The 24713-nt window shown below is 56.8% G+C and carries 23 protein-coding genes; 9 read left to right on the forward strand and 14 right to left on the reverse strand.

Features of this window, described 5'->3' with window-relative positions; all coding sequences use genetic code 11:
- Window positions 1–86: 86 nt before the first annotated feature.
- Entirely contained in the window at window positions 87–758 is a 672-nt protein-coding gene (locus CCGE531_RS26630) for a response regulator transcription factor (protein WP_120669557.1), read from the reverse strand.
- A gap of 139 nt (window positions 759–897) precedes the next feature.
- On the opposite strand from CCGE531_RS26630, the gene CCGE531_RS26635 reads away from it, so the two are divergent.
- Together CCGE531_RS26635 and CCGE531_RS26640 are read left to right on the forward strand one after the other, a co-directional pair.
- Window positions 898–1581 (forward strand): response regulator transcription factor, encoded by a 684-nt coding sequence (locus CCGE531_RS26635; protein WP_120669559.1) that lies wholly within the window; start codon window positions 898–900, stop codon window positions 1579–1581.
- Between the two features lie 25 nt (window positions 1582–1606).
- Window positions 1607–2950, forward strand: coding sequence for an ATP-binding protein (locus tag CCGE531_RS26640; protein ID WP_245459451.1), 1344 nt, complete (start codon window positions 1607–1609; stop codon window positions 2948–2950).
- On the opposite strand, the gene CCGE531_RS26645 is transcribed toward CCGE531_RS26640, so the two are convergent.
- Window positions 2947–3540: a YqaA family protein gene (locus tag CCGE531_RS26645; protein WP_120669563.1), complete on the reverse strand. Its 594-nt coding sequence runs from the start codon at window positions 3538–3540 to the stop codon at window positions 2947–2949. The two genes, CCGE531_RS26640 and CCGE531_RS26645, sit on opposite strands and share 4 nt — an antisense overlap.
- 347 nt (window positions 3541–3887) lie before the next feature.
- Here CCGE531_RS26645 and CCGE531_RS26650 point away from each other — a divergent pair, with 347 nt between their 5' ends.
- On the forward strand, window positions 3888–4565 hold the full coding sequence (locus CCGE531_RS26650) for a winged helix-turn-helix domain-containing protein (protein WP_120669565.1): 678 nt from the start codon (window positions 3888–3890) through the stop codon (window positions 4563–4565).
- 94 nt (window positions 4566–4659) lie between these two features.
- The gene (locus CCGE531_RS26655; protein ID WP_348633854.1) at window positions 4660–5910 is read left to right on the forward strand and encodes a HAMP domain-containing sensor histidine kinase; all 1251 of its coding nucleotides are present in this window, start codon (window positions 4660–4662) and stop codon (window positions 5908–5910) included.
- 197 nt (window positions 5911–6107) lie between these two features.
- Here CCGE531_RS26655 and CCGE531_RS26660 read toward each other — a convergent pair whose 3' ends face one another.
- The 6 genes from CCGE531_RS26660 to CCGE531_RS26685 all read right to left on the reverse strand — a co-directional run bounded on the left by CCGE531_RS26660 (window position 6108) and on the right by CCGE531_RS26685 (window position 12867).
- Entirely contained in the window at window positions 6108–7229 is a 1122-nt protein-coding gene (locus tag CCGE531_RS26660; protein WP_245459452.1) for a glycosyltransferase family 2 protein, read from the reverse strand.
- A gap of 304 nt (window positions 7230–7533) precedes the next feature.
- Window positions 7534–9450, reverse strand: a complete 1917-nt coding sequence (locus CCGE531_RS26665; protein WP_162944036.1) for a glycosyltransferase family 39 protein — start codon at window positions 9448–9450, stop codon at window positions 7534–7536.
- Between the two features lie 238 nt (window positions 9451–9688).
- Complete coding sequence (locus tag CCGE531_RS26670) at window positions 9689–10294, reverse strand: dual specificity protein phosphatase family protein (RefSeq protein ID WP_120669573.1); 606 nt, start codon at window positions 10292–10294, stop codon at window positions 9689–9691.
- Between the two features lie 101 nt (window positions 10295–10395).
- A complete protein-coding gene (locus CCGE531_RS26675; RefSeq protein WP_162944037.1) occupies window positions 10396–10767 on the reverse strand; it encodes a response regulator in 372 nt (123 codons plus the stop codon).
- Window positions 10768–10909: 142 nt separating this feature from the next.
- The gene (locus CCGE531_RS26680; RefSeq protein ID WP_162944038.1) at window positions 10910–12118 is read right to left on the reverse strand and encodes an ATP-binding protein; all 1209 of its coding nucleotides are present in this window, start codon (window positions 12116–12118) and stop codon (window positions 10910–10912) included.
- 89 nt (window positions 12119–12207) lie between these two features.
- Window positions 12208–12867, reverse strand: a complete 660-nt coding sequence (locus CCGE531_RS26685; protein WP_120669579.1) for a response regulator transcription factor — start codon at window positions 12865–12867, stop codon at window positions 12208–12210.
- A gap of 289 nt (window positions 12868–13156) precedes the next feature.
- Between CCGE531_RS26685 and CCGE531_RS34440 the strand changes: the two genes are divergently transcribed.
- From CCGE531_RS34440 to CCGE531_RS26695, 3 genes are all read left to right on the forward strand, one after another.
- The gene (locus tag CCGE531_RS34440) at window positions 13157–13357 is read left to right on the forward strand and encodes a hypothetical protein (RefSeq protein ID WP_162944039.1); all 201 of its coding nucleotides are present in this window, start codon (window positions 13157–13159) and stop codon (window positions 13355–13357) included.
- Window positions 13358–14054: 697 nt separating this feature from the next.
- The gene (locus CCGE531_RS26690) at window positions 14055–14597 is read left to right on the forward strand and encodes a phosphatase PAP2 family protein (protein WP_120669581.1); all 543 of its coding nucleotides are present in this window, start codon (window positions 14055–14057) and stop codon (window positions 14595–14597) included.
- A gap of 242 nt (window positions 14598–14839) precedes the next feature.
- Window positions 14840–15217, forward strand: a complete 378-nt coding sequence (locus tag CCGE531_RS26695; RefSeq protein ID WP_120669583.1) for a hypothetical protein — start codon at window positions 14840–14842, stop codon at window positions 15215–15217.
- Window positions 15218–15553: 336 nt separating this feature from the next.
- Here the strand turns inward: CCGE531_RS26695 and CCGE531_RS26700 are convergent, their stop codons facing one another.
- Together CCGE531_RS26700 and CCGE531_RS26705 are read right to left on the reverse strand one after the other, a co-directional pair.
- Complete coding sequence (locus CCGE531_RS26700; protein WP_120669585.1) at window positions 15554–16345, reverse strand: hypothetical protein; 792 nt, start codon at window positions 16343–16345, stop codon at window positions 15554–15556.
- Window positions 16346–16381: 36 nt separating this feature from the next.
- Window positions 16382–16636: a hypothetical protein gene (locus CCGE531_RS26705; protein WP_120669587.1), complete on the reverse strand. Its 255-nt coding sequence runs from the start codon at window positions 16634–16636 to the stop codon at window positions 16382–16384.
- 479 nt (window positions 16637–17115) lie between these two features.
- Here CCGE531_RS26705 and CCGE531_RS26710 point away from each other — a divergent pair, with 479 nt between their 5' ends.
- Entirely contained in the window at window positions 17116–18468 is a 1353-nt protein-coding gene (locus CCGE531_RS26710) for an O-antigen ligase family protein (protein ID WP_120669589.1), read from the forward strand.
- Between the two features lie 201 nt (window positions 18469–18669).
- Here the strand turns inward: CCGE531_RS26710 and CCGE531_RS26715 are convergent, their stop codons facing one another.
- Genes CCGE531_RS26715 through CCGE531_RS26730 form a run of 4 tightly spaced genes read right to left on the reverse strand, consistent with a single transcriptional unit; the run spans window position 18670 to window position 23264 of the window.
- Window positions 18670–21324 (reverse strand): ABC transporter permease, encoded by a 2655-nt coding sequence (locus tag CCGE531_RS26715; protein WP_120669591.1) that lies wholly within the window; start codon window positions 21322–21324, stop codon window positions 18670–18672.
- Window positions 21321–21995: an ABC transporter ATP-binding protein gene (locus CCGE531_RS26720; protein ID WP_120669593.1), complete on the reverse strand. Its 675-nt coding sequence runs from the start codon at window positions 21993–21995 to the stop codon at window positions 21321–21323. The genes CCGE531_RS26715 and CCGE531_RS26720 overlap by 4 nt, the downstream gene beginning before the upstream one ends.
- Window positions 21988–22650, reverse strand: coding sequence for an ABC transporter ATP-binding protein (locus CCGE531_RS26725; RefSeq protein ID WP_120669595.1), 663 nt, complete (start codon window positions 22648–22650; stop codon window positions 21988–21990). Before CCGE531_RS26725 ends, CCGE531_RS26720 begins: the two co-directional genes overlap by 8 nt.
- An 11-nt stretch (window positions 22651–22661) precedes the next feature.
- Window positions 22662–23264 (reverse strand): hypothetical protein, encoded by a 603-nt coding sequence (locus tag CCGE531_RS26730; protein ID WP_245459453.1) that lies wholly within the window; start codon window positions 23262–23264, stop codon window positions 22662–22664.
- Between the two features lie 346 nt (window positions 23265–23610).
- Between CCGE531_RS26730 and CCGE531_RS26735 the strand changes: the two genes are divergently transcribed.
- Window positions 23611–24624 carry an ABC transporter substrate-binding protein gene (locus tag CCGE531_RS26735; protein WP_120669597.1) on the forward strand — a complete coding sequence of 338 codons (1014 nt, stop codon included), beginning with the start codon at window positions 23611–23613 and terminating at the stop codon, window positions 24622–24624.
- The last annotated feature ends 89 nt before the right edge of the window (window positions 24625–24713 follow it).

Genomic DNA, 24713 nt, shown 5'->3' on the forward strand with positions numbered 1-24713 from the left:
AGCGATGCTTAGAACTTGGCGGATCGCAAGTGGCCGGCAATTCGCGCCAGCATGAATTTTTTTTTATGTTTCGCCGCGAACATCGGTCACGGTTTGATGAGGTACCCCGCACCTGGGACCGTGATGATCATGCTCGCCGCCGCCCCCATGTCGATCTTCTTGCGCAGACGGTGGACATGCATATCGACTATGTTGCCGCGGGGATCGAACGCATAGTCCCAGGCTGCTTCGAGGAGCATGGCACGTGTCACCACCGAACCCGCATTACGCATGAGGGCTTGCAAAAGCAGGAATTCCCTGAACTGAAGATCGATGACACGTTCATTCTTGCGTGCAATGCGTCGCCGGATATCGAGTGACAACTCGCCGACCACCAATGTACTTTCATGGCCTTCGGCTATGAAGTGCTTGGTAATCGCTTCGATGCGGGCAAGTAGCTCCGAGAAGAAGAAGGGCTTGGCCAGATAGTCATCGCAGCCCGCACGCAATCCTTCGACCCGATCCATCGAACTGGCCAATGCGCTGACCATGATCACAGGCACATTGACCTTCATCTCTCGAAGGCGCTTGACCAGCTCGATGCCATCAAGCTTAGGCAGAAGCCGATCGACGATCAGACCGTCATAAATCAGCTCCATCGCGAGTGCGAGACCGAGTTCGCCATCGTTTGCCACGTCCACGACGTGGCCGGCCTCCGAAAGCCCTCGCTTCAGATAGGCCGCACTTCGGTCATCATCCTCCACTACCAGCAGGCGCATTCAATCCTCATTAAAGACAACACGTCATTCCGAGCGCTTGCGAAGATGAAATTGATTTAATGTCCGGGAGAACCGACATTCACGATCGATCGATTATCTGGATAATGCTGCGAAACTAGCCAGCGTTCTTGGAGGAAATGTGTCGAAGATACTCGTAGTCGAGGACGATCAGGGGACGGCATCGGAGATCGAGGCAGCGCTTGTCGACCACGGCTGCACAGTTACGCGGGCAACCGATGGTCGCGATGGCCTGATCAAGGCGATTTCTGGCACATTCGATGCGATCGTGCTCGACCGTATGCTGCCCGGTGCACCAGATGGTCTTGGATTACTGGCTGCCTTGCGTGCGGCGTCCGTACAGACCCCGGTTCTCATCCTGAGCGCGCTCTCAGCCGTGGATGAGCGCGTACGGGGCCTCAAGGCGGGTGGCGACGACTATTTGACGAAGCCGTTTGAAGCGCTTGAACTCACGGCGCGACTAGACGTTCTGATGCGCCGGCGGACGAATACGACACAGGAGACGGTTCTCAGGGTAGGCGATCTTGAGGTTAATCTGCTGACGCACACCGCGAGCCGGGCCGGGCGGGCCATTGATCTTCTGCCGCGAGAGTATCAATTGCTCGAATATCTGGCACGGCATTCGGGCCAGATTGTCACACGCACGATGATGTTCGAAGAGGTTTGGCATTATCGCTATGGCGAAGCGACCAACGTCATAGACGTCCATATCAGCAAACTTCGCAAGAAGCTCGATCTCCCGGGTTTCACCCCTCTGATCCGAACGCTTCGTGGTTCAGGCTATGTTCTCGATGCGGCCAATTGAACTTTTTCGCACAAGCGGCTTCCGATTGGCGCTTGCATTTCTGCTCGTTTTTGGCGCGGCTGCAAGCGCGCTGTTTCTGTTTGTCGACTGGCAGATGCGTGACTTTCTCGATCAGCGAAGCGACGAATGGCTCAAGCGCGAGATACAATCGCTCCAGATCCTCCCCACCGACGAAATAGTCTCGCGCCTATCTGTCAGGAGCAAGGATTTCACGACCGTCGAGCGACCGTTCTCGCTCTTCGATCAGGACGGCAAGCTGGTCGCGGGAAACAAGCTTACCTACCCGGAGAAGCCGGCCTTCGAAATCCCCTTCGACTTCGTCGACCACGGCACGGCAAGGGGAGGCCATTACAGAGGCTTTCTCCATCAACGCTCTGATGGCGGCTCGATCCTCGTCGCTCAAAGCCTGCATGAGCAACGCGAATTTCGGGAACGGCTCGAAAACGCGACCTTATTCGCGTCGCTCGCGACTGCGATACTGGGACTTCTCGGCGCAATCGCTGTCGGGTTCGGCGCGGTTCGACGACTTGATGCGATATCCGGCGCTGCAGTGCAGATCATGAAGGGGGATCTCAAACAGCGGCTGCCGACAGGTCGCGCCGGCGGGGATATCGACCGTCTTGCCAGGGTTGTGAATGAAATGCTCGATGAAATCGAGCGTCTCATGCAGGAAGTGAAGGGTGTTTGCGACAATATCGCCCACGATATGCGCACGCCGCTCACACGCCTCCTGGGTAGCCTCGAGCGAGCGCGCAGGCGTGCCACCGGCATTGACGAGTATCATGGCTATGTCGACGAAGCGCTTGATGAAATTCGCGGCATTCTTAAAACCTTTGGTGCTCTTCTGCGGATTTCGGAGGTGGAGGATGGCCTGCGGAGATCTGGATTTGTTGACATCGACCTGAAGGCAATCGCACGCGATGCCGTTGATTTCTTCGAGCCGGCAGCCGACGAATGCGGCGTCACACTCAAATACGTCTCGAATACGAACGAGCCTGCAACTATCTCGGGCGATCCCAGCTTGCTCTTTGAGGCGATCGCCAACCTGATCGATAATGCAATCAAATTCACGCCACGGGGAGGGGAAGCAACGGTCCGCGTCGAAGGGAGCGGGCGCGTAGCAACTGTGACTGTCGAGGATACAGGGATAGGCATTCGCGCGGAGGACGCCGATGCCGTACTTCGCCGTTTTTACAGGGCCGAAAAAAGCCGACACGCCCCTGGCAACGGCTTGGGCTTGAGCCTGGTTGCGGCAATTGCCAGGCTTCACGGGATGCGTCTTGAGATCACGACACCGACAATAGGAACGCGCGTCCATCTTGCCGTCGAGTGGAAATATCGCAGCAAGATCGTCCAGGCTTCGAGTTAGAATTGCCTTGCCAACCCGTAGCCCAGCAACGCGACGACAACAGCCACCGCCGAGATGGCGAATATTGATGAGCGCCTTTTCTTGATGAACGTCAGCGCGGCTGCCCCATAGCGCTGCAGCAAGGCGCCGAGCAGAAAAAATCTTGCGCCTCTTGCGATTGTTGCCAGGCATATGAAGGCGAGCAGATTTACATGCACCACGCCCGATAGGATCGTCACAACCTTGATCGGCGGGAAATGTGTGAATCCAGAGCTCAAAAGAAGAATGGCGATCCATCGGGTGTCGACATAGGAACGCAAATGTTCAAAGGCCTCCTGCTTTCCATAGAAGGCAAGCACGGGTCGAGCAATTGTTTCATAAGCATAAAATCCCATTAGCCAGCCGGCAATTCCGCCTGCGACTGATGCAACCGTCGCGATGGTTGCCAATCGATAGGTTCGGCTGGGTCGAGCCAATACCATCGGGATAAAAAGCACATCGGCGGGAACCAGGAAAATGGAACTCTCGACAAAGGCTATTCCGGCGAGCCAGGCTTCCGCTGACCTGCTGGTGCTTAGGGCAGCTGCCCACCCATAAAGTCGCTGTAGCATTTTTTCTTTCGACGTGTTCGTGGCTTGGACGCCGAGAGGTGCCGTTCATGAAAGAGGCGGCGAGACCTCAGGGGAATGAGCCGATTGGCCTTTGATCACGGGATGACACTGTGTGAGCGCGGAGATCCTTGACATGGTGCGGATCAGGCAAGCCGGGCATGCGGATTCCGGCAACGCTATGGTATTCTTCTTACAGGAACTTTGCCTGCGACTTACCGTTTCGTAAGAACAGCTTATGGCCGCGCGGCGATCTTACGCTTTTGTAATATGCCGTTCAGGTTGCGGACATTTTCTTAAGGCACATATGGCCGATAAAGCAGTTGCACAGATGAGGGCCTTGGCCGGTCATGAAGATTCTCCTGGTGGAAGACGATCCGAGAACCGCGGATTATATCGCGCGTGGGCTCAGCGAGGCCGGCCATAGCTGCGAGATCATTAAAGATGGTATCGATGCGCTTTTCCAGATCACCAGGGAGCCATATGACGTTCTCGTTATCGATCGGATGATCCCCGGCCTGGATGGGCTCTCGCTGGTGAAAGCGGCGAGGGCGGCGAGGGTCAAGACACCGGCTCTATTCCTGACATCGCTGAGCGGCGTTGACGATCGGGTCGAAGGCCTTGAGGCCGGTGGCGACGACTATCTCACAAAGCCATTTGCATTTTCCGAACTCATGGCACGCTTGAATGCACTGGCGCGTCGACCGCCGGTCCAGGACCAGAAGACCGTTCTAAGAATCGCGGATCTGGAACTCGATATCGCCAAACGCCAGGTCCAAAGACAAGGAATTTCCATTGACCTCCAACCTCGTGAGTTTACCCTGCTGGAAGTTCTCATGCGTGGCGAAGGACGAGTTTTGACACGAACGATGCTTTTGGAACGGGTCTGGGATTTCCACTTTGATCCGAAGACCAGTGTCGTCGAAACCCATATAAGCCGGCTGCGGGCGAAGATCGACAAGCCGTTCGATGTGCCGCTTCTCCACACTGTCCGAAATACCGGATATTGCATCCATGCACCGCGGTAGGTTGTTGCGCAGCACGCCGTTTCGGCTTGCGCTTTCCTTCGGGCTCTTCTTCATTGTCGCCTTTCTCATTACCGGGCTGGTTGCCTATGGCCTCATGAAGCGCGAGCTCGCAAGATCGCTCGATGTCTCGATCAAGGATACGTATTCAGTCGTCGCGTCGACTTTTTCCACGAACGACCTCGAAGACCTCGTTGCGGCGGTATCGACTTATTCGGCCCTGAAGCGGCCGGAAGACCAAGTTTTTCTCCTTCTCGATCCCAAGGGGGAAAAGCTTGCAGGCAACGTCAGTGCGGCCCCGATGGAGCCGGGCGTCTCGACCTTACCCGCAGCGCAGCTAGGCCTGGAAGACGGAGATCCTGTCAGGGTCATGGCCGGCAGCGTTGGCGGTAATAATTTGATTGTTGGTCAAAGCTTTCGCGAAATCGATCGTATCGAGCAAATCGCACTGATGAGTTTTTCCTGGGCCTCGATCATTATTGTGGCAACGGTGATTTTAGGTGGGACCTTGCTTGCAAGGCGCACGCAACGGCGGCTTGATTCCATTGAACAAACCATGGTGGAAGTCTCCGCTGGAAATCTTTTGCGGCGAATCCCCATCCGTGGCAACGGCGATGACATCGACGTTGTCTCCGCGCATATGAACCAGGCTCTTGTGCGCCTTTCGGGGCTTGTCGAAGGGATGCGGCAAGTCAGCGCGGATATCGCGCACGATCTGAAGACGCCGCTCAATCGCCTGGGCTTGACGATCGAGCAATCGCTTCAACGGCTGGAGAAATCCAAAGATGTCGAAGACCTCATGTTCGACGCCAGAGACGAGATTGCCAGGATCAACGCTACCTTCGAGGCTCTGCTTCGGATTTCGCAAATTGAAGCCGGGGCGCGGAAAACGCGTTTCAAATCAGTGAACCTCTGGGATGTGATGACCTCGGTTGCAGAGATCTACAGCGATGTTGCCGAAGATAACTCGCAAACCTTGAAACTAGCGCCCTTCGACGGCGGCGCTTGCATGATCAATGGCGACCGGGAATTGCTCACCCAGCTCTTCGTCAACCTCGTCGAAAATGCGATAACCCATTGTCCCCGCGACACCATGATTGTCCTGTCGCTCACGCATGAAGCGAACTTTTATCGCGCGAGTGTCAGCGACAGCGGAATGGGCATACCTGAAGAGGAACGCGAGCTTGTGTTCCGGCGTCTTTACCGGCTCGATAAAAGCCGAACGACACCGGGCAACGGATTGGGCCTCAGTCTTGTCAAGGCGATTGCCGATCTTCACGCGGCCCGCGTTGCGCTTGAGGACAATAAACCGGGGCTGCGGGTCGCATTATATTTTCCAAAGGTTTGATCCGATCGTCGCATTCCGCTTGAGGTCATACCTCCCGGAGCCAAAGGCGATCACATGATCTCGCGCGCCTCTCATTGACTGATAAGCCTACGTTGCAGAGTTGAACCGTTACCGCTTCTTCAATGCCGGTTCGGATGAACACGAACATTTTAGAAGAGGTGGGTGCCGATGGTCCCCGCGCATCTACAATCTGCAAGTCAGCCCGTGCGCCGCCAGGTGATCATGGAGCTGGTGATATAATTCCAGCCGGCACCAATGACGGCTCCCGCCAGACCGGCGAGCCACCATCGTGGCTCCTGGCTGTAAAAAAGCGACGACACTCCGGTTCCCGCGAGAATTCCGATGCTGCAGAGCGTGGAAAACAGCATCAAACCCGTCAGGAACCGCACGCCGCGACGGCGTCGATCTCTGTATGTGATCGCATTGTTGAACGTATAGTTCGAGATGACCGCGGCCAACATGGCGGTAGCCTGGCTGACTGGAAACGCCAGCCCCCCCTGCAGGAGCAACCACAACATGGTCAGGTGAACGACAACGCCGCTCATTCCGACCAAGCCGAATAATAGCATCCGCGAGGAAATAATATCGCCGGACCATTTTGCGACGAGGAGCCCGATATACTCGAATATCACCGATGCATCCAGTTTGCTCTCGCCGTGGATCCTTGGCCGAAACACGTATGAAATCTCCCCTATTTTCAAAGGGGCCGGCGACGACGCGATAATATCCAGCAAGATCTTGAAGCCTTGCTGCGAGAGTTTTGGAGCAAGCTCCTCGATCAGCGCTCGCTTGACCATAAAGAACCCGCTCATCGGATCAGAGGTCTCGACATTCAACAGACGCCTTGCAATCCGGACGGCTATCTGGCTCCCTGCCTGACGAATGCGGTTGAAGCCCCCGTCCGACGATCCTTCCCCACCATATCTCGTAGCGACAACGAGATCGGTTCGATTGCGACGCATCATGGCGAGCATGTCCACCAGCCGCGTTTCATCGTGCTGTAGATCGGCATCCATAACCGCGACGATAGGCGCCGACGTCGAGAGTATGCCCTCCAGACACGCACCAGCAAGTCCGCGCCGATGGATCCGTCGTATCCCTCTGATACGCCGGTCGCTTAGAGAAAGGCTTCGCACGATATCGACAGTCTTGTCGCTTGAATCGTCATCAACGAAAACCACCTCCCATGCGATACCCACGAGGGCAGCACGAAGGCGTTCGATGAGCGGAACAATGTTCTCGCGTTCATTGAAGGTAGGTATGACGATGGAGAGCTCAATGCCGTCTTGTCGCGGGATTTCGCTCTTTATGATTGCCAAGTCCCCGGGCCATGCGCCGAGGGGAGCCAAACGAGATGAAGTCATATGCGTCTAATATTCCATGGAAGGAAGGGCGAGTATGATGTCGACGAATTCGCGGAAGGTTCGAGCCGAACACATGCGACCGCTTCAGCGGCTCATGACCCAACTTCCTTCCACAAATCTTCGTCGCTCATTGGCTCGCCATGACGCCGGAGCGACTTCGATCCGGTCAATATGCCATGACCACCTGACAATACTCTGAATTTGCGTGGAAATTCTATAACCATCCACTCACGGAACATGTAGCCGGCGCAGGAAATGCCTAACTCCCGGACGACGAGGCGCACTGCATGCCCGCACTCTTGCAACCACCGAGATTGTAGCCAACCCGATAATAGAAGCTCCCGACGACCGCGCCATTTTTTCGCACGACCTGCTCCTGGATGTCGGTCAGCCGTGAAAAATATTGAGGGAGGTCGTCTTGCTGCAACTCGCTTCGTTTCAGGGAAACGAGCACTGCCGTGCTTCCCCACAGGGTTTCTGCGGGATACCAGACGTCGTACATCAGGCTGCTGCCACCGATCGCGCTCAGCCCTACTGAATTGTCTCGAAGGCCCTGTGCTTGGCGGGCATAGAAGGCCAACTCGCTGGCAAGGAAGTACTTGTCCGTACCAATCAGCACGACGGGGGCCGCGCTCTCTTTGGCTGCCGCGGCCTCGACCGCACCGACCGCCTGGCCGAATTCGCTCCAGGCGACGGGCAATGTGCGGATGTTATGAATATAGCCGATCCCGGGGAAACCCAGAACCACGTAGTGAAATAGAACCGCATAAACGGCGGTTGTGATCCCGATCGTCGGTATCCATGCGCGTCTCAGGCGCCTTCCCAGCCAGGTATCTTTTCCCGTTGCTCCGACAAGCGCGGATGCGACGAAGGGCAGGACCGCGAGCCATAGAGGACCAGTCCAATTCGGCTTGTTCTCATGAAAGAGGCTGAAGAGAACAAATACGCTCAGCGGGATAAGTGTGAAGAGGAGTATAAAAAGCGCCCTCGCTGTGCCTGGTCGTGATCGGGCTGCCGAGAGATTTGCCGTCAGGCCGGCGGCGGTGGCGACGAAGCCAGTGGGCGTCAAGAGGACGGCGACGCTGATGATGAGAGATGGCAACGTGAATTGAAATGCCTCATCAACGCGTCTCGATCCCTGAAACGCAAAGGACATCCATTGGTGCGTGGCGTTCCAATATACGACCGGTGAAAATAACAAAATGGAGAGCGCTGCGCCAAGATATGGCTCTTTTCGACCGAGCCATCGCCGCGATCTGGGGTCGATCAGAATCAATAGTAATGCTGCTGGCCCTAACAACAGTATCGTATACTTCGACAGCAGGCCGATGCCAAACGATAAGCCGGCGCCGAGCCAAGCAAGACGCTTCTCACCAAGGAGAGCTCGCTCCAGAAAAAATAGTGTAGCCGCCCAGGCCGTAGTCAGTGGCGCGTCCGGCATCATGAGAAAGCCGGTCGAAAAATAAAATGGGAGCACGGCCACCAAAAGAGCGCAAGCTACTGCTGTCGCCTTATCGAAGAGATTCCGCGCAAGATTGAAAGAAAAATAACCGGTCAGTAGCCAGCAGCAATAGGCACCGATGCGAACACCGAACTCATTGTCTCCAAAGAGTGCGGTCCCCAGCCAGATCAGCCATGCTACCATCGGCGGATGATCAAGATAGCCAATATCGAGGTGCTGCGAATAATTCCAATAATAGGCCTCTTCAGGCAGAAGGTTTGCGGAACCGAGGAATAAGAGGCGAAGTGAGAGAAGGTAGATAATGATGCAAACCGCCGCGAACAGCTTTCGTCGTTCGATAGACATGGTCGGCCATAGAAAAAGCGTATCGCCCAATAAACCTATGGCAGCACTTGCAAACACCACGGAGGCGCCAGAAAAAAGGACAGGAAGATTGAGCGTTGTCATTGCGACAACGAAGATCCCGCCTCTCAGACCAAGCGTCAAAAGCCTCAGCAAAAGGAAAATTGCCAATTGCTGCGAGCTGGAATTGCTGTCGACGATGGTATCGATCCGCGCCAAGAACCCTGTTACGAGGCAGACAAAATATAACAGGACGCTACAGGCGAAGCTCAAAACGTGAGCTTTCATTGGGTCGATGCCAATTCGAATCAACACTACGAAAGCCACAAGATCGAGAAGCGCACAGATCATGCTGACGACGAAGAGGCGCATGACAGACTGCTTGTGTGTGGCCGCCAGAGCCTGAACTTGTCGCACGATAGTATCCGATCTCAATTTTTTCTCTTGTTGTCGACGATCCAACGTGCGCGGGGCGGCTATCAAGCAAGCAACGTCGTCGCATGACGAGCAGTCAAATACGGCCTGAGGCATCTCTCAGCTATGGAGATGGCTCACAAACTGCCATTGGCTTGGTGTTTGACCATTCGCTTTGAAGACGCGCCGACCGCAGCTATCGCCAAGTGGCACCGTTTACGAGTTCGGCCTGCGCCTGGTTCTTGTGTTGAGCTTCGATATCTTGCCAGCTCCTATCCATGGCATAGGCGGCTGAAACCAGAGGGATGCCCACGTGTCCATAATAAAAGGATAATTGACCTTCAGCTCGGGCTTCATCCAGCCCGGCAATTTTCCTGACATAAAGCGCGGCGGCCAAACCGCTGCGATCGGAACCCGAGAGGCAGTGAATAAGGATTGGTTTCGGGGCCGAGGCCATCAACTCGACGAGCCGCTCCGCCTTTTCAGGTGAAATAATTTTCGTGGCCGACATGCCAAAATCGATATGCGTTATGCCGAAGCCACGAGCTGTCGAAACCTCGTCGTCATACCATGCGGTACCTGGATGTGTTCCACGCAGATTAATGACCGTCTTGATTCCGTGTGCCTGTATATAAGAGGCGAGCTCTTCGGATGTTGGCTGAGCTGAGCGGTAAAATTGACCATCAATCACCGAATGAAAGTTACCGGTGACCTGCAAAAAGCCGGCATAGGCTGCGCAACTTCCGCCAAGAATTCCGATGGCGCCGAAGGCAGCGAGGACCACCTTGCGAAATACAGTCATTGCTCTTCAACCGTTCCCTCTGTGATATCTCCATGACATGCCGGAAGAGCCTGACATGCGCCTGAACAGTGACCGTGAAAAATGCGAAAAATTGTCAGCGTCTAAGGGCGAGGCGAATGTTGGTCGGGCGCAAAGCCAGCACCCGCGCCCGGTAGAAGGCTGATCCGGTGCGTCAACGTCTCCAGGCGAAAGGGCTTGGTCAGATAGTCAGCAGCGCCCAATCGCTTCGCCTCGAGCCGATCGGACAGTTGATCCAAAGCCGACATAATGATGGTCGGACACCGGGCCAGTCCGTTGCGCAACAGGTCGAAACCGTCGCCGTCCGGAAGCTGCCGGTCAAGGCAAATGACATCGAAAGCCACTCGGCATAAGGTATCCGCGCCAAGCCGATAACCGGTCACCCAAGTTACTTCCCATCCCATTGACGACAGGTGCTCCTGAAGAGCCTCGCCCAACAGAATGTTGTCTTCCACGAGCAGTATCCGCAACCTGGTTCTCCCTTCATGCGGACACCAATGCTCCAGTTTACTGACAGGCACATGAATCTCGTCGAGCCCATGCGCTGACTCCAACAGGACTGCTTTCGTCAGCCGATCGATTGGAACATCGTCGGTTTTAGGCGGCGGGAAATCCGACGGTCACGACAAGACCAGGTCCGTCGGTACGGTTCATCAATTTCAGGGACAAGCCATAACGTCCGCATATGGCCTCTACAATCGCAAGACCGAGCCCGGTACCCTCGTTTCGGCCCGAGCCGCGATAAAATCGCTCCGTAAGTCGCGGCAACTCATGCTCCGGAACGCCGGGACCATTGTCGGAGACCATCAGTAGCGGGGATGCTCCGCCTTTTACGGTAATGTCCACTGCCCCTCCGTTCGGAGTGTAGCGCACGGCATTGTCGATGATCGTCTCGATCAATGTTTTCAGGTCGTCGCTATCGATCCGAACCCGAGCCCCATCGGCTAGCGCTGCAAAGCCGAGATCGAGCTGTTTCTCCTCGGCGGCGATCAGGAGCCCGGAAACCACGTCCTTGACCATCTCCGCCAGATCGAAAACCTGGGTCGGAGCCGCCAGGGGTTGCCCCTCATATCTGCTGATCTTGAGAAGTTTATCGGTCAGGGCGGATACGCGTCTGGCACCCGCGCGTAGCTCGGAGAGCCGTTCCTCAAGATCAGGTCCCTTGCTCTGCGACAGATTGCCAATCTGCAGTGTCAATGCCGAAAGCGGGGTCCTCAATTCGTGCGCCGCATCCGAAAGAAACATCTGTTGCTGCCGAAATGCTATAGCAAGACGGTCTATGAGCTCGTTCATCGAACGGACGAAGGGCCAGACCTCACGAGGCATCGTGCTCAGATCGACTGGAATTGCGTCCGCGGTTGCTTTTAACGACAGCTCTTTGCCAATTTGCTCCAGATTGCGAAAAATACGCCCTGTTACAAAGGCGACAAGAATCCAGGAAAGAGGAATAGCCACCAGAAAGGGAATAGTAGCCCTCGCGGCGGCATCAGCAGCCAATTCTTTTCGGACAGCCATCTGCTGTGCCACTTGCACGCTCCTTTCCGGCGTGACCATCGAAAAGACCCGCCAATCCCTCATTCCATCGGAGAATTCGGAAAATCCCGTCTCTTTGCGATCTGGAATAGCGATAGATTTGTCAGAGCTTCTGGCCGCGCGACCGTCCGCGTAGCTCACTTCTATGACATAATCGTCTTCGCTGTCGTGGGGAGGCAGGGCTGCCCGATCGGGTGCGATGAAGGTCAGATCGCCGACATAGCGGGCGATCTGACGTTGCTGGAGATCGAGAAACTCGCTGCTTTCGTTCATTGTGAACGCATAGGATGCCGCCCCAAAGACGACAGCGATGACGGTGAAAAGGATGGACAGCGAGCTTGCCGTTGCGGTACGAAGCGAGATCATGACTTTGGAACCATCCAACCGGCACCACGGACATTGCGTATGACTTGTTTGTCAAAGCGCCTGCGAATGTAAAAGATCAGCACTTCAACCGCATTGCTTTCGACCTCCTCTCCCCACCCGTATATTTTTTCTTCCAGTTGCGACCGTGATAAAATCACACCGGGCCGTTCGACAAGCGCCCGCATGAGCGCAAATTCACGATAGGGAAGGACTTCTGTCACGCTGTTGTAGGAAAGCTCGTGAGTCGCAAGATCGAGAACAACGCTTGATGTTCCGATCTTCGACGTGGCATGACCCGCCCGACGTCGGATGACGGCTCGAAGGCGAGCAATGATCTCCGACGGCTCGAAAGGCTTGAGCACGAAATCGTCCGCTCCGAGATCAAGTCCCTTCAGCCTGATATCGAGATCGTCGCGTGCGGTGATGACGACAATCGGTACGCTCGACCCTCGAAGGCGCGCGTCACGCAACAACGTCAGGCCGTCGGGTGCGGGCAAAGACAAATCCAGAAGAACTGCTGCATGGGAATCGTCTCTCATCGCCTCCTCGGCCAATCGACCGTCCGCGACCCAGTCGACGGACATGCCGACATCCGTCAACGCGCGTCGCAGCCCGAGCGCCAGCATCGGGTCGTCTTCCACAACCAGAATTCTCATCCGCGTTCAATCTCCCGTGCACTTTCCGAACCCATGAATTCGAGAATTTGGTTCAGAGTTGGCACCAACCAAAATCACTAAGTCGCATCTAAGAATCGGATGCAACTTTTCCCCCCGCTTAGAACCCGGTGCTAGGCTTATACCACAGTGTTCGCGCAGCTGACTTGAGCCTCTGCGCGTAACGCCTTGCTGGTGAAGCACTTACCGGGGAGACAGGGCGAGCGCCGCGATTAGCGCGGCGACATGCAACGCCTTTGGATCAGCACTCAGTTCATTTGGAGCCGACGCCATGCGGCCGGATGTTGCTGGAGTGCCGATCGACGGCAAAGGTGATGTGCCGGCAGAACCGCCGGGACTGTTCGCGCTGGTGCTCTCCGGCGATCGGGCAATAGCAGGCGGCGCGGACGAGGACGGAGTTACAGTGTCAATCGTTTCGCGTCGCCATTCAACCGTCCTGATAGAGCCAAGGACATCGCTGTCGAAAAAATGATCGCCGAAAATTACATTCATGAATATGCGACCAGGAAGAAGGCTATGAAAAGGCCAGTTGCGAGCAGCAGTGCATATTGCACGACCGTGCCCGCAAGTTTAGCAACAGCGTGCATTGTCGACAGGTATTGATGGCCCGTTCTCGAATTCTGTCCATGTCTATCAACATAATAGCGATGAATCTGATCAACCTCCATCCGGTGGCCGACAGGATGCGGCGCGAAACTTAACGCAGAATTATGCGCGTCCAAGCGAGCTTTCGCGGATAGAGGCCCTAAGTTCTCTCTAATTGTCTGGAATGAACATGCGCTTTGAAGTGATGATGACGGAGATCCGTACCGGTTTATGGCTGGGAATGAATTCACGACCGAGGTATCGAGCTGTGGCAATCTCCCGAGAAGACGGGAAGCACTGCGAAAACTGTTGAGAAACGATTCTCGAACCTCTTCCTCACACAGGAACATCAATCCCCTGGGGCAGGACGTCATCGTCGAGCTTCTATGCCGACCAGAGCAATGTCTGTTTGCCGTCGGGAGACCCTTGGGTGGCTCCGGCTCGTTCTGCTTGCTGAGAAAGACGATCGCAGATCGTTGCGCCGAATTGCGACTGTCCGATGAGGTCACCGCCTCCGCACAATCTTATTCAATGAACCTTCTCAATGATGCCTTGAACTGTCTCTTCAAGGCCAGGGTGTGAACATGGATGTCATTACTACGCGCTGGATCAATAGCTGGGCCGGATGGAATTACACCCTCGATGCCGTGGTTATTGCATTGACACAATTCGGCGCTCCACTTCTGGTGCTGCTTGTCGTCCTGCAATGGTGGTCTGGCAAGGATAGAAGCCATGTCCGGCATGCATGCATAGCCAGCGGCCTGACCTTCCTGCTTGGACTTGGCTTAAATCAGATCGTCATTCTCTTCATCCATCGCTTGCGACCTTACGATCTCGGCGTCACTCATCTCGTCATTAGCCGAAGCACCGACGCGTCATTTCCATCCGATCACGCCACCGCAACATTCGCGATTGCCTTTTCCCTTCTCGCGGAGGGACTAAGACGGCGGGCAATCGTCGCTACGCTGGCGGCGCTGCTTATCAGCCTATCGCGTGTCTATGTCGGCACACATTATGTTTCCGACTTGGTGGGTGGAGTTTTCATGGCCGCGCTGTCGACCGCGCTCGTCCAGGCATTTTATCGCGAAGACACGAAGCTCGATCGCGTGGTGAAATCGATCCTCTAATCATGTCAGGGGGCGGAGAGCCGACGCCAAGCCCCAGATGCGGCGGGCGAACGCTGTTCACACGACCGCAGGGATCGATCCGGCGCTGCTCGGATGCAGGGGATTTCGCCCGCCGTCAAAGCAAATCCCACCGACCACCAGCTGATCTTACGAAACAGTATAGCTGAGGCAAAGGCGGGGTAATCAACACCGGCCAGTCTGAGCCGCGGCGCGACAACGGCGCAGGCATCGGAGATTCATCCATGAAGAAGGCGCTTATCATCGCTTCGCTGGCTCTTACTCCCGCCGTCGCATCCCCCCACCCGGCTACAGAGGCTGTTACTGCCGTTTCACCCGCACTCGGCGATCTCGCACAATTCGAGGCAATCGCCAACGATACGCTCAAGCTGGTTGAATCCGGCGATATGGCCGCTGCTGAAAGGCGCATCACCGACTTTAAAGCCGCTTGGGATGCGGCCCAATCGCAGCTTTATCCGCTCAACAATGAAGAATGGAGTGCAATCGACACAGCGGCCGACGGCGCCATTTCATCACTGGGCGTAAAAGAGCCGAGCCCGGCCGGCGCAAAACTCGCGCTGAAGGAGCTCATCAAGGCCATGCAGAACCCATCGATGAAATGAGCAGCAATCATCATGATGAGCCTGTGGGGGAGTAAAACCGGTCGTCATCGCTGTCGACGGCGCGATTTGCCGGACAACGTGACCGACTAGCGGGAAAGGCTCGCCATTACGCCTGATGGCAGTGGTGTGGTCACGACGGCACGTTTGCCGACGGAATGAATTCCCCCGCCGCCTCTCTGCGTTGCAAACTTTGCCACAAGCATGATGGCCGACAGGGAGCCCTGTCGGCCATCTCGCACGGTGGGCGGGATCTTAACGTCGATGGGCGGCGTTAGGCCGAATTGAAGACCCGGTCCACGCTGGCGTGCAGCCAAGACAGACGTTCCCACATCGCAGTTAATCGCTGTCGAGGATCAATACGTCGTCCCTGCCTTGTCGGCGATTGATGCTCATATAGACGACGATGAGGACGATGGCACCGAGAAACAGAACACTGGTGATCGTGGTCCCGAACCCCAATCCCCCATACTCCTTCGGCTGCGAAAGAAGATCGCCAAACGATGCCCCAAGTGGGCGAGTAAAGATATATGCCAGCCAAAAGGCAAGAATGGCGTTGAGCCTAAAGAGATAGTACCCCAGCGCGACGACGGCGATAATCCCGCCGAAGATATAGCCCGTGGTCAAATAGCCGAGATCGAAGCGCTCGGCCACTAGATCACCTGACGAAGTCCCCAGCGCGAATGTAAAAAGAATCGCAAACCAATAGAAGATTTCACGCCGCGTCGTGAAGATCGTGTGGATGGACAGTGTTTTCTCGCTCGCGTACCAGGCGCTGAAGGTAGCTGCGAGAGCGATGCTGAAGACGATCGTTGTTGTCTCGAGCGCGACCCCGAAGTTATCGACGAGGTTATCGCTGACCAATGTGCCGACGACGCTAATCATGACGACCGCAAGCCAATAGGACCAGGGTACGTATCTTTTCTGTGCGAATTGCAGGACAAGCCCGACTGCCAGCAATCCGCACATTATGGCCGATGTCATCGATAGGCCGAGGCCGAGATTGACTGCGAGATAGTCAGCCGCTGTCTCGCCCATGGTCACCGCCAGGAGCTTAATAATCCAAAAGTCGACCGTCACGTTGGGAACGCGATTGAGGGCCGGAGCCGTCGATGCTGTTGTTGAAGACATAGCATCCTCCTTCTTTCACAGGGGCCGCGCCAGATGTCACTTGCCCAGGATTTTCATCGCCTGGGTGAAGAATTCGTCGGCACGCTTGTCGTCGTCGGCGTTGCAACGCTCGATACCCTTTGCTTCAAGATCGGAAATTTTAGCCTTGTCGGCATCGCTCGGTTTGGTAGAGGCTTCAACTGCGCGCAACTGTTTCAGCATTTCCTCGCATGGCACGCTCGCAGCCAGCGCCGCATTTGTCGAGTAAATGCCGGCCGCAAGCACAATGATTGGCAGAAAAAGATTCTTCATAGGATTTGTCCTGTTGATCGATATTTGTCAGAGGCCCTCAAGGTCAGGCCCGGTCACAGCTAACGTCCAATTGTCGACCGCACCTGTCCGACAGTTTACAGTTTCGTAAAGTAATAGGCGCGCTCCCGAAGGCGCACGGTCATCTCCCTGGTTCCGGCACGGCAAAAAAAGGGGCACTAGCGCGGTTGCCGATCGACATTAATTGCTGCCTGGCGGCAAGCCGCCAGCGCCGGCTTCAAAGTGCAGCATCACCGGCGCCGAGCTTGGATCGCGGAACGGATGGCGTGACGTGCGGGGCGGTAAGGCAACCCGGCGCCTAGAACCCAGTGAAAGGCTAGGGCTGTCATCTCGAAGGAAATTGTCTTCAATCGCCCGATTTAGAAGACGTGGCGGAATTCAGTGTCAGTTCAAGATCGTGAGTTAACAAGGCCAAGATCGGCCCCGTGGCGAATGATCATTGCGTGTGTGGAAGGAGAAAGATGAACGGCGAAACCCATTCCCTCGGCTTGACCTCCTTTTCAGATCGGCGTTGGGCTTTCATCGTCGACGGGCTCTGGCTCGCCATAATGTCAGCTTCCCTGATCGAAAGTTACACTTATCGCTATGCTGGCGGGTTGCTCGTACTTATTTCACTCGTTTTATATGTGCGATCCTCGCCCAGGCCCTCGATCGATTGGCGTGGTTGGCTCTGCCTGGCGTGGGGCACCTATGCATTGTTGCGATTTTCTCTTCAATTTGCCCTGCAAAGCGATCATCCGATCGGTGATCGCGATCTGCTTTTCCTGATGCCGCTGACCTTTCCGCCTTTCGCATATATTCTGTTCCGATGCTGGACCGATCTTGAGAAACTCATCGCTGTCTATTTCGGCTTTGCGCTTGTCGTTCTTCTGTGGAGCATGCCGATCGATGCGATTGTCGCGGGCAAGACGATCATTCCGTTAATGCAGCATAATCAAATACATGGTGCAGTTTGCTGCGGTATGATTTTCATAGGTGCCACATTCTGGCTGCTCTATTATCTGACCGAGGGGGCCGATAGGCGCACGATGCGACTTTACGCTTCCGTTCTTTCTCCGCTGATCTGCCTGCTTTGCCTTCTTGGGATTTATGGAGCAAAATCGAAAGGTGTCTGGCTTTCGCTCGTTCCGGTATTGCCGATTCTGGCATTTCTGACAGTGCGCAGCCTGAAGCGGCGGCTAGCGGTGCCGCTCGTCCTCACCTTCCTTTTGTTGCTTTCCGGCGGCGTCTATGCCGTCAGGGACAATCTCGACCGGATAGCCGGACCGACGATTTCAGCGACCCTTGTCATGTTCGAGGATGCCGGCGCGACCGAGCCGATCGGTCAAGCTGTCTCCCGATCGATAGAGAACAGCAGCACGCCGATTGCGATGAGCGAACGCCTTCAGCTCTGGGCAAATGCATGGGAATTGTTTTCCGCAGCACCATTCTTTGGCTGGGGGAGCGAGTGGCTCGCGCTATGGCCGCATACGCGCTACCCAAACGTCGGATACACTTTCATGCATAACGGTTATCTTGAAATCCTCATCCGACACGGGGTTTTCGGGTTGGCGATCTTTGGTGCGATGTTGGCCTGTTTTTGTGACAGCGTCCGGCGCGCGGTCGGTTTGGGGATTATCCCAAGGCACGCCATGCATGCCTATTTTTTGATTCTCTTCTTTTTCAGCATGACCATCCTGAGCAACTCGAACAACCGGCTGGTGAGTGGTGAGAGCCTGTCGATCCTGACCGCCGCTTTCGCCTTGGCGTGCCAGTTGAGAATTCGCATGCACACCGGCCTGAAGCCCGCTTCGCATCAAGAAGCCAAAGAATAGGCCACTCTCAGACGATCGATGGACGACGACCTCATCCCCTACACATCAAAACGCCGCTCCGCCGCCCTCCCATAATTGTACTGTAAGTTGAAGTCTGCACCGTCGCCCTCAGATTGGATTGTGTTGTTTGCGACCGCACTTTAGGAATCGTACAAGTGAGTCATGTCTGCGAGATTGCCAAAGGGGCGTACATCCAAACATTCAGAAATCCCTCAAATACTCTGCGTCGTGCCCTCGTGGAGGTCTTGCTGCTAGAACTGCCGTCACGATGGCCGCGACCACCAGAGACAAGACGATACCAAGATAGATCCAAGGTATAGACAGTTTTTCGGGTGGTGGATCGAATACGCCAGTCAGCAGCTTCACCAGCATCCAGGCCGTCGCTATCCCGGACAGCACGCCGAAAACGACCCCTCCGACAAAAATGAGAAGGCCTTCGCTCCAGAGAAAGGCCGATAGTTGCGGGCGGGTTGCCCCGATGGCGCTCAGAATGGCGAAGTTCCTGCGCCGTTCGATCAGGCCCAGCGCTAGCATCAGCCCACTCGCTGCGGCGGCCATCACCACGGCGAATGTCAGCTCTATCGTCGTCAGGCCGGCCAGATCGACGGCTGTGAGGCTCGAACCGATCAGGTGAGCGGCCTGACCGATGTCGGTGATTTTCATCGATGGATCGGATGAAACGAGGGTGGACGCTTCCGCGGCGAGGGTTGCCGGGTCGCTCTTGGCCTTCATCAGCACATATTCCGAAGCGGTGTCCCCGGTCTTTTCAGCGATGTAGCCGGCATTGGCCACGAGGAACGAATCTTTCGGCGCGGTCGGAAACTCGCGCGCGACCCCGATGAACTTGAACGGCACCGGATGATATTGATGGTCTCGGGCATCCATCAGCCGCAAGTTGATCGTGTCGCCCTGCTCGAGCTGGAAATCCTGAACCGTCTCTTCCGACACGAGCACACCGTCCGGCGTTGCGGCCAGCTTGGTGAGTGTGGCGGTCGCGTTGCCGCCGCTGAAATAGGCATCCGAAAGGCTCGTCGCGTGCCCAATGCGCTGGGGATCAATGCCGTAGAGATCCTGGAGGTCGGATCCGACATAAGCGAAGCGATGCTGCATCGGTTCGGCCGCGGCAGCATCCGGCAAGGCGGCGAGCGCGGCCAGATGCACATCGGCGGGCTTTTCCAACGTACCGAATACGGTGACATCGGATCCATTTGTAAGTTCTGCGTCCACACGCGACTGTGCATTGTAGGTGGCATTGAAAATTGCTGTCGAGATAGCGAATGAGATTGCCAGCGCCGTCATGGCGATGCCTGCCGTGAGCCGGCGGGCCTGCCGGGACAATGCGGCGGCCACGATAGGCGCGAGCGCACCGCTGGCGGGCCTTATGAAGGTTCGAAGAAGCGCCCCATTGCTCGCGATCACGCTGTTCGACAACCGCAGCGTCAGCAGCGCCAGGCCAAGCCACAACAAGGCAGGCGCTATGAATGCCTTATAGTCCACGGCCGTCCCCGCGACGCCTTCCGGTGCCAGCACGATCTGATATCCGGTGCTTGCCGCCTGCCAGAAGAATAGACCCGCCGCCGCAAGTAGCACTACGTCCAGCCACAGGCGCTGCCATACCGGCTCTCCGGCCGCGGCAACCGCGCGCCGCGCCGCGCTGACTGTATTCACGCGCAAGTCTCGCCAGGCGGGATAAAGATAGGCGGCAAAGCCCGCGACGAGTCCGGCGACGGCCACGAGGCCCAGGATTGGAGCGGTCGCTCCCGGAATCATGCGCAGCTCCGGCACCAAGGGCCCTAGCCACAACGCTGCCGCAGTTCCAAGCCCCGTACCGGCGACCGCGGCCACCGTTGCCTCGGTGGCGGACAAAGCGAGGATTGTCGAAGAGGCGGCGCCACGAACACGCAGCAGCGCCTGCTCGATACGACGGCGTGCGGCACCCGACGACGTTACCGCGAAGGTCAGAACCAGAGCCAGCGCGACGCCAGGCAGGCCAAGAAACAGAAACAGCACGGAAGCGTAGCGCGCATCTTCGCGCACCGCGTCGAGGCGGGAGCCTAGATTGTCCGCGACCAGGGCCTGTCCCGCGACCTTTGCTTCCAGGTTCCTTGCGGCGCCGGTGACGAAGGTGAAGGCCGATACCGGATCCCGCGGCAGGGCTTCGTGAACGAGCCTGACATGCAACTGTTGACGGGTAGTGCCGGGACGCGCCTTCGCCTGAGGATCGAAGGCCTGCTCCCATTGGGCCAGTGACAGGATGAGCACGTTATCCGGAGGCGCCTGCGGAGCTGCTTGGGGTGGCTGGCCGACCGCCTGGAACAGCGCATCGGCGTCGGGAAGATCGACTACGCCGTCCACCGTCACAGTCAGTGGCGGCAAGTCTATCCGCTTGATCGTCACCCGGTCTCCCGGCCCGACATGCAGGTTGGCAGCAGTCTGCTGCGCAATGAGGACGCCGTCGCGACTGCCGGAAAGGAACCGGACCTCCTTGGCAAAATCGCGCAGATAGTTGTCGTCGAACGCGATCACCTGTCCCGGCCCGGTCGTCTGGACAGTGTTGCTGGTGCTCGCTTCGAATCCGATGACATCGGCATAGCTTGCCTGGCGCGCCGCCTGGATAAGCGCCGTTTTATCCAATGCCTTTCGCATCGCGTTCTGATCCGCGCCCGGTACGAGTTGAACCTGCCAGTCGATGGGCACCGCCGATACCGCGCGGGAGGTCATGGAAGCCCCAGCGCTGACCAGGAACAGCGCCAATATGGCAAGGAGGGCCACCGCAAGCCCGATGCCCACCGCTGAACCCGCAACACGGGCAAGCCGATGGGCAAGGACGCCTCGGATCCACAGAATAAACATCATGTCGCCGCCACTTTCATTCTCTCACGGCTCAGTCGGCCATGATCCATTGTCCAGCGCGTCGCCATCCGGGCGGCAATCGCTTCGTCATGCGTGGCAACGACCAGGGCAGCTCCCATTCCTTCCACGTGCTCCAGCACCGCATCCATGAAAGACTGCGCCGTAGTCCCGTCCAGTTGTCCGGTCGGTTCGTCGGCCAAGACGAGTTTCGGCCGGAGGGCCAAGGCGCGTACCATTGCGATCCTTTGCGCCTGACCGCCCGACAATTCCTCCGGCAGCTTGTCCGCAAGTTCGCCGAGGCAGAAGCAGGACAGCAAGTCGCGACTGTAGCCGGGCGCTATCTCCGCACCGGCGAGGATCGCCGGCAGATCGACATTCTGTGCCGCCGTCAAGGCGGGAAACAGGCTGGGCGACTGGAACACGAAGCCGATCCGACGAGGGCGAAGCTGCTCGATCGTGCCCAAAGATGGCCATTCGATCTCACCGCTCGTCTGGCGGTCCAGCCCACCAAGAATATGCAGCAAGGTTGTCTTGCCAGAGCCGGAGGGACCGGCCAAGGCAATGCGATCACCTTCCCGGATCTCGCAGTCTATGTCTTGCAGCACGGACAGACGCTCGGTTCCGCTTAGAAATTTCCGGCCAACATTCCGGCAGATCGTCAGCATCTCAGCCATCCTCCACCCTCCCGTCACGCAGCTGGATGATCCTGTCAGCCTTTCGAGCCAATGCCTTGCTATGGGTTGCAAGCAAAGTGGTGAGACCGGCGCGTCGCCTGGTTTCGAAATGATCGATCAATCGCGATTCAGTATCGGCGTCGACTTCCGCGGTAGGCTCATCCGCAACAAGGATCGGCGGATTGGCGGCAAGAGCAACCGCAAGACCGGCGCGCGCCGTTTCGCCGCCGGACAGCTGCGTGACGAAGGCATCCGCGCGATGCCGCAACCCCACCATTTCCACCAGCTGATCAAGGCGTTTATCGTCAGCCTTATTAGCCAGCCTCATCTGGAAGCGGATGTTTTGGTCCACAGTGAGATGCGCAAACAGATTGCCCGACTGGAGAAGAATGCCGAAATTTGTCGCGCGGATGCGTGCCCGCACCGCTTCCGATCGCCTGGTCAGTCGCAAGCCGTCCACCAGGACACGGCCGCCGTCCGGCTCATCCAGCCCAGTCAGGCATGCCAGCAGTGTGGACTTGCCGCTACCGGACGGTCCCATCAAAACGACGAACTCACCCGGCGACAGGGATAGGCTAACTCCGCGCAGGGCGAATGTTTCGTCCTCGCCTGTGTGGAAAAATCGGTAGAGTTCATGCGCGACAAGCAGCGACATCGATGTCCGCCTTAGTTCCAGCGGAACGACTTCGACATTAATTCCCACTGGTCAACATTGTCCGCGCCCTTCGGTGCGTAGAGTTCGAGGGTGACCAGCTTGCCGTCCTTGAAATACAAATAGCGCTCATTCTCCAGCCGAACCTGCTTGTTGGTCACCGCGTTCGGTTGTGAGTTGGACGTATAGACGATGCGGATCGCCGGACCCGCCGGCAATTTCACAGCCTTGACGGACGTTACCGTCACCGCGCGCTCGGCGGCCTTCAGATTTGCCACTTCGTTTGCCCCGACGCTTTCCATAGTTGGCGCCGCGTTGGCTTTCGAGACCGAAACGATCACACCATCCAGCTTATCGACGAAACTCGCACCGTCGGCGCGGTCAGAACGTGCCCAGCCTTCGGGGACCTTCATCGTGAAGCCTTGCGGCGATGCATAATCGATAAATACTTGCGTGTCGGGGATGTCGCCGGGAGGATTCTTTTCCGCCGGAACGGCGTTTTCGGTGGCATAGGCCGGCGAACTGTCGGCAAGCACGAAAATTGGGCCAAGGCAGGCAAGCGAAAAAAAGGCAGCCGCGAAAACCGTCGGAGCCTTCTTGATGGAGATAGTTTTCACAACTGCGATCCTTCACTCTGACGAGATTGCATGAATGGTAGGATAGCCAGTTTACGGGCGGTTCGCTGAAAGCATACGGATCGGTAAACTCGCGCCATAACGCTGCACGGATTACGACCTATGCGCCGCCTGCCTTCACGGCTGGGAAATCCACCATGACCGCGAACCCCGACGCGCGATCCTCCAGCCTGATCTGTGGGGAACAAAACGAACGCGTTCGATCTGTGGAGCCGCTGTTGAAAGCTAATTGAAAGGTTGCCCTCGCTAACCTAATTGAGCTTCGTGGAGGAAGCAGGTGCCTATGTCGCAATCATGTGACCTGGTGCCGCAACAGGAGGAGACACTTATGCGTTCATCGCGCGTATTTTTTCATACCGTAGCCCTTTCCGCCATCATGACTGCCGGCTCGCTCGGCGCCACAGCAGCGCATGCCGCCGACAAGATTTCCATCATGGTGGGTGGCTATGAAAAGCAGATCTATCTGCCGGCCAAGCTTGCCGAAGGACTTGGTTATTTCAAGGAGCAGGGGCTGAACGTCGAACTTCTCAATGAGCCTGCAGGTGTTGACGCGGAAAATGAAATGCTTGCAGGCGCCGTCCAGGGCGTGGTCGGCTTCTATGATCATTGCATCGACCTTCAGGGCAAGGGCAAGTTCGTCGAATCCGTCGTGCAGTTCAGCCAGGCACCCGGCGAGGTGGAATTGGTGTCGGCCAAGCATCCGGAAATCAAGTCGCCCGCCGATTTCAAAGGCAAGAACCTCGGTGTCACCGGTCTCGGCTCCTCGACCAACTTCCTGACACAGTATCTGGCCGTCAAGGCTGGCCTGAAGCTAGGAGAGTTCACCTCCGTTCCTGTCGGTGCCGGCCAGACATTTATCGCAGCCATGCAGCAGGACGCGATCCAGGCCGGCATGACGACCGAACCGACGATCTCGCGGCTGTTGAAAACCGGCGAAGCCAAGACCCTCATCGATATGCGCACCATGGCTGGGACTAAGGCCGTTCTGGGTGGAACCTACCCGGCCGCCTCTCTTTATATGAGCGCCGACTGGGTCGATGCTCATAAGGAAGAGGTGCAGAAGCTGGCGAACGCTTTCGTCAAGACGCTGCATTTCATCAACACCCATTCGGCCGCCGAGATCGCCGACAAGATGCCGAAAGACTTTTATGTCGGCGACAAGGAAGGCTATGTGAAGGCGCTGGAAAACGGCAAGGCCATGTTCACGCCCGACGGCGTGATGCCAGAAGATGGGCCGAAGACCGTCCTTGCCGTGCTTTCCGAGTTCTCCAAGAACGTCCAGGGCAAGTCGATCGACCTGTCGAAGACCTATACGACGGAATTCGTCAAGAACGCCAAGTAAGGCAGCCCAACGCGTCGCTTCCGGAAAGGCCTGAAGCGGCCTGGATTTACGGTGGGAAGTGGCCCAGGTCACTCCCCACCGCAAATCGA

This window comes from Rhizobium sp. CCGE531 (assembly GCF_003627795.1).
Taxonomy (GTDB): Bacteria; Pseudomonadota; Alphaproteobacteria; order Rhizobiales; family Rhizobiaceae; genus Rhizobium.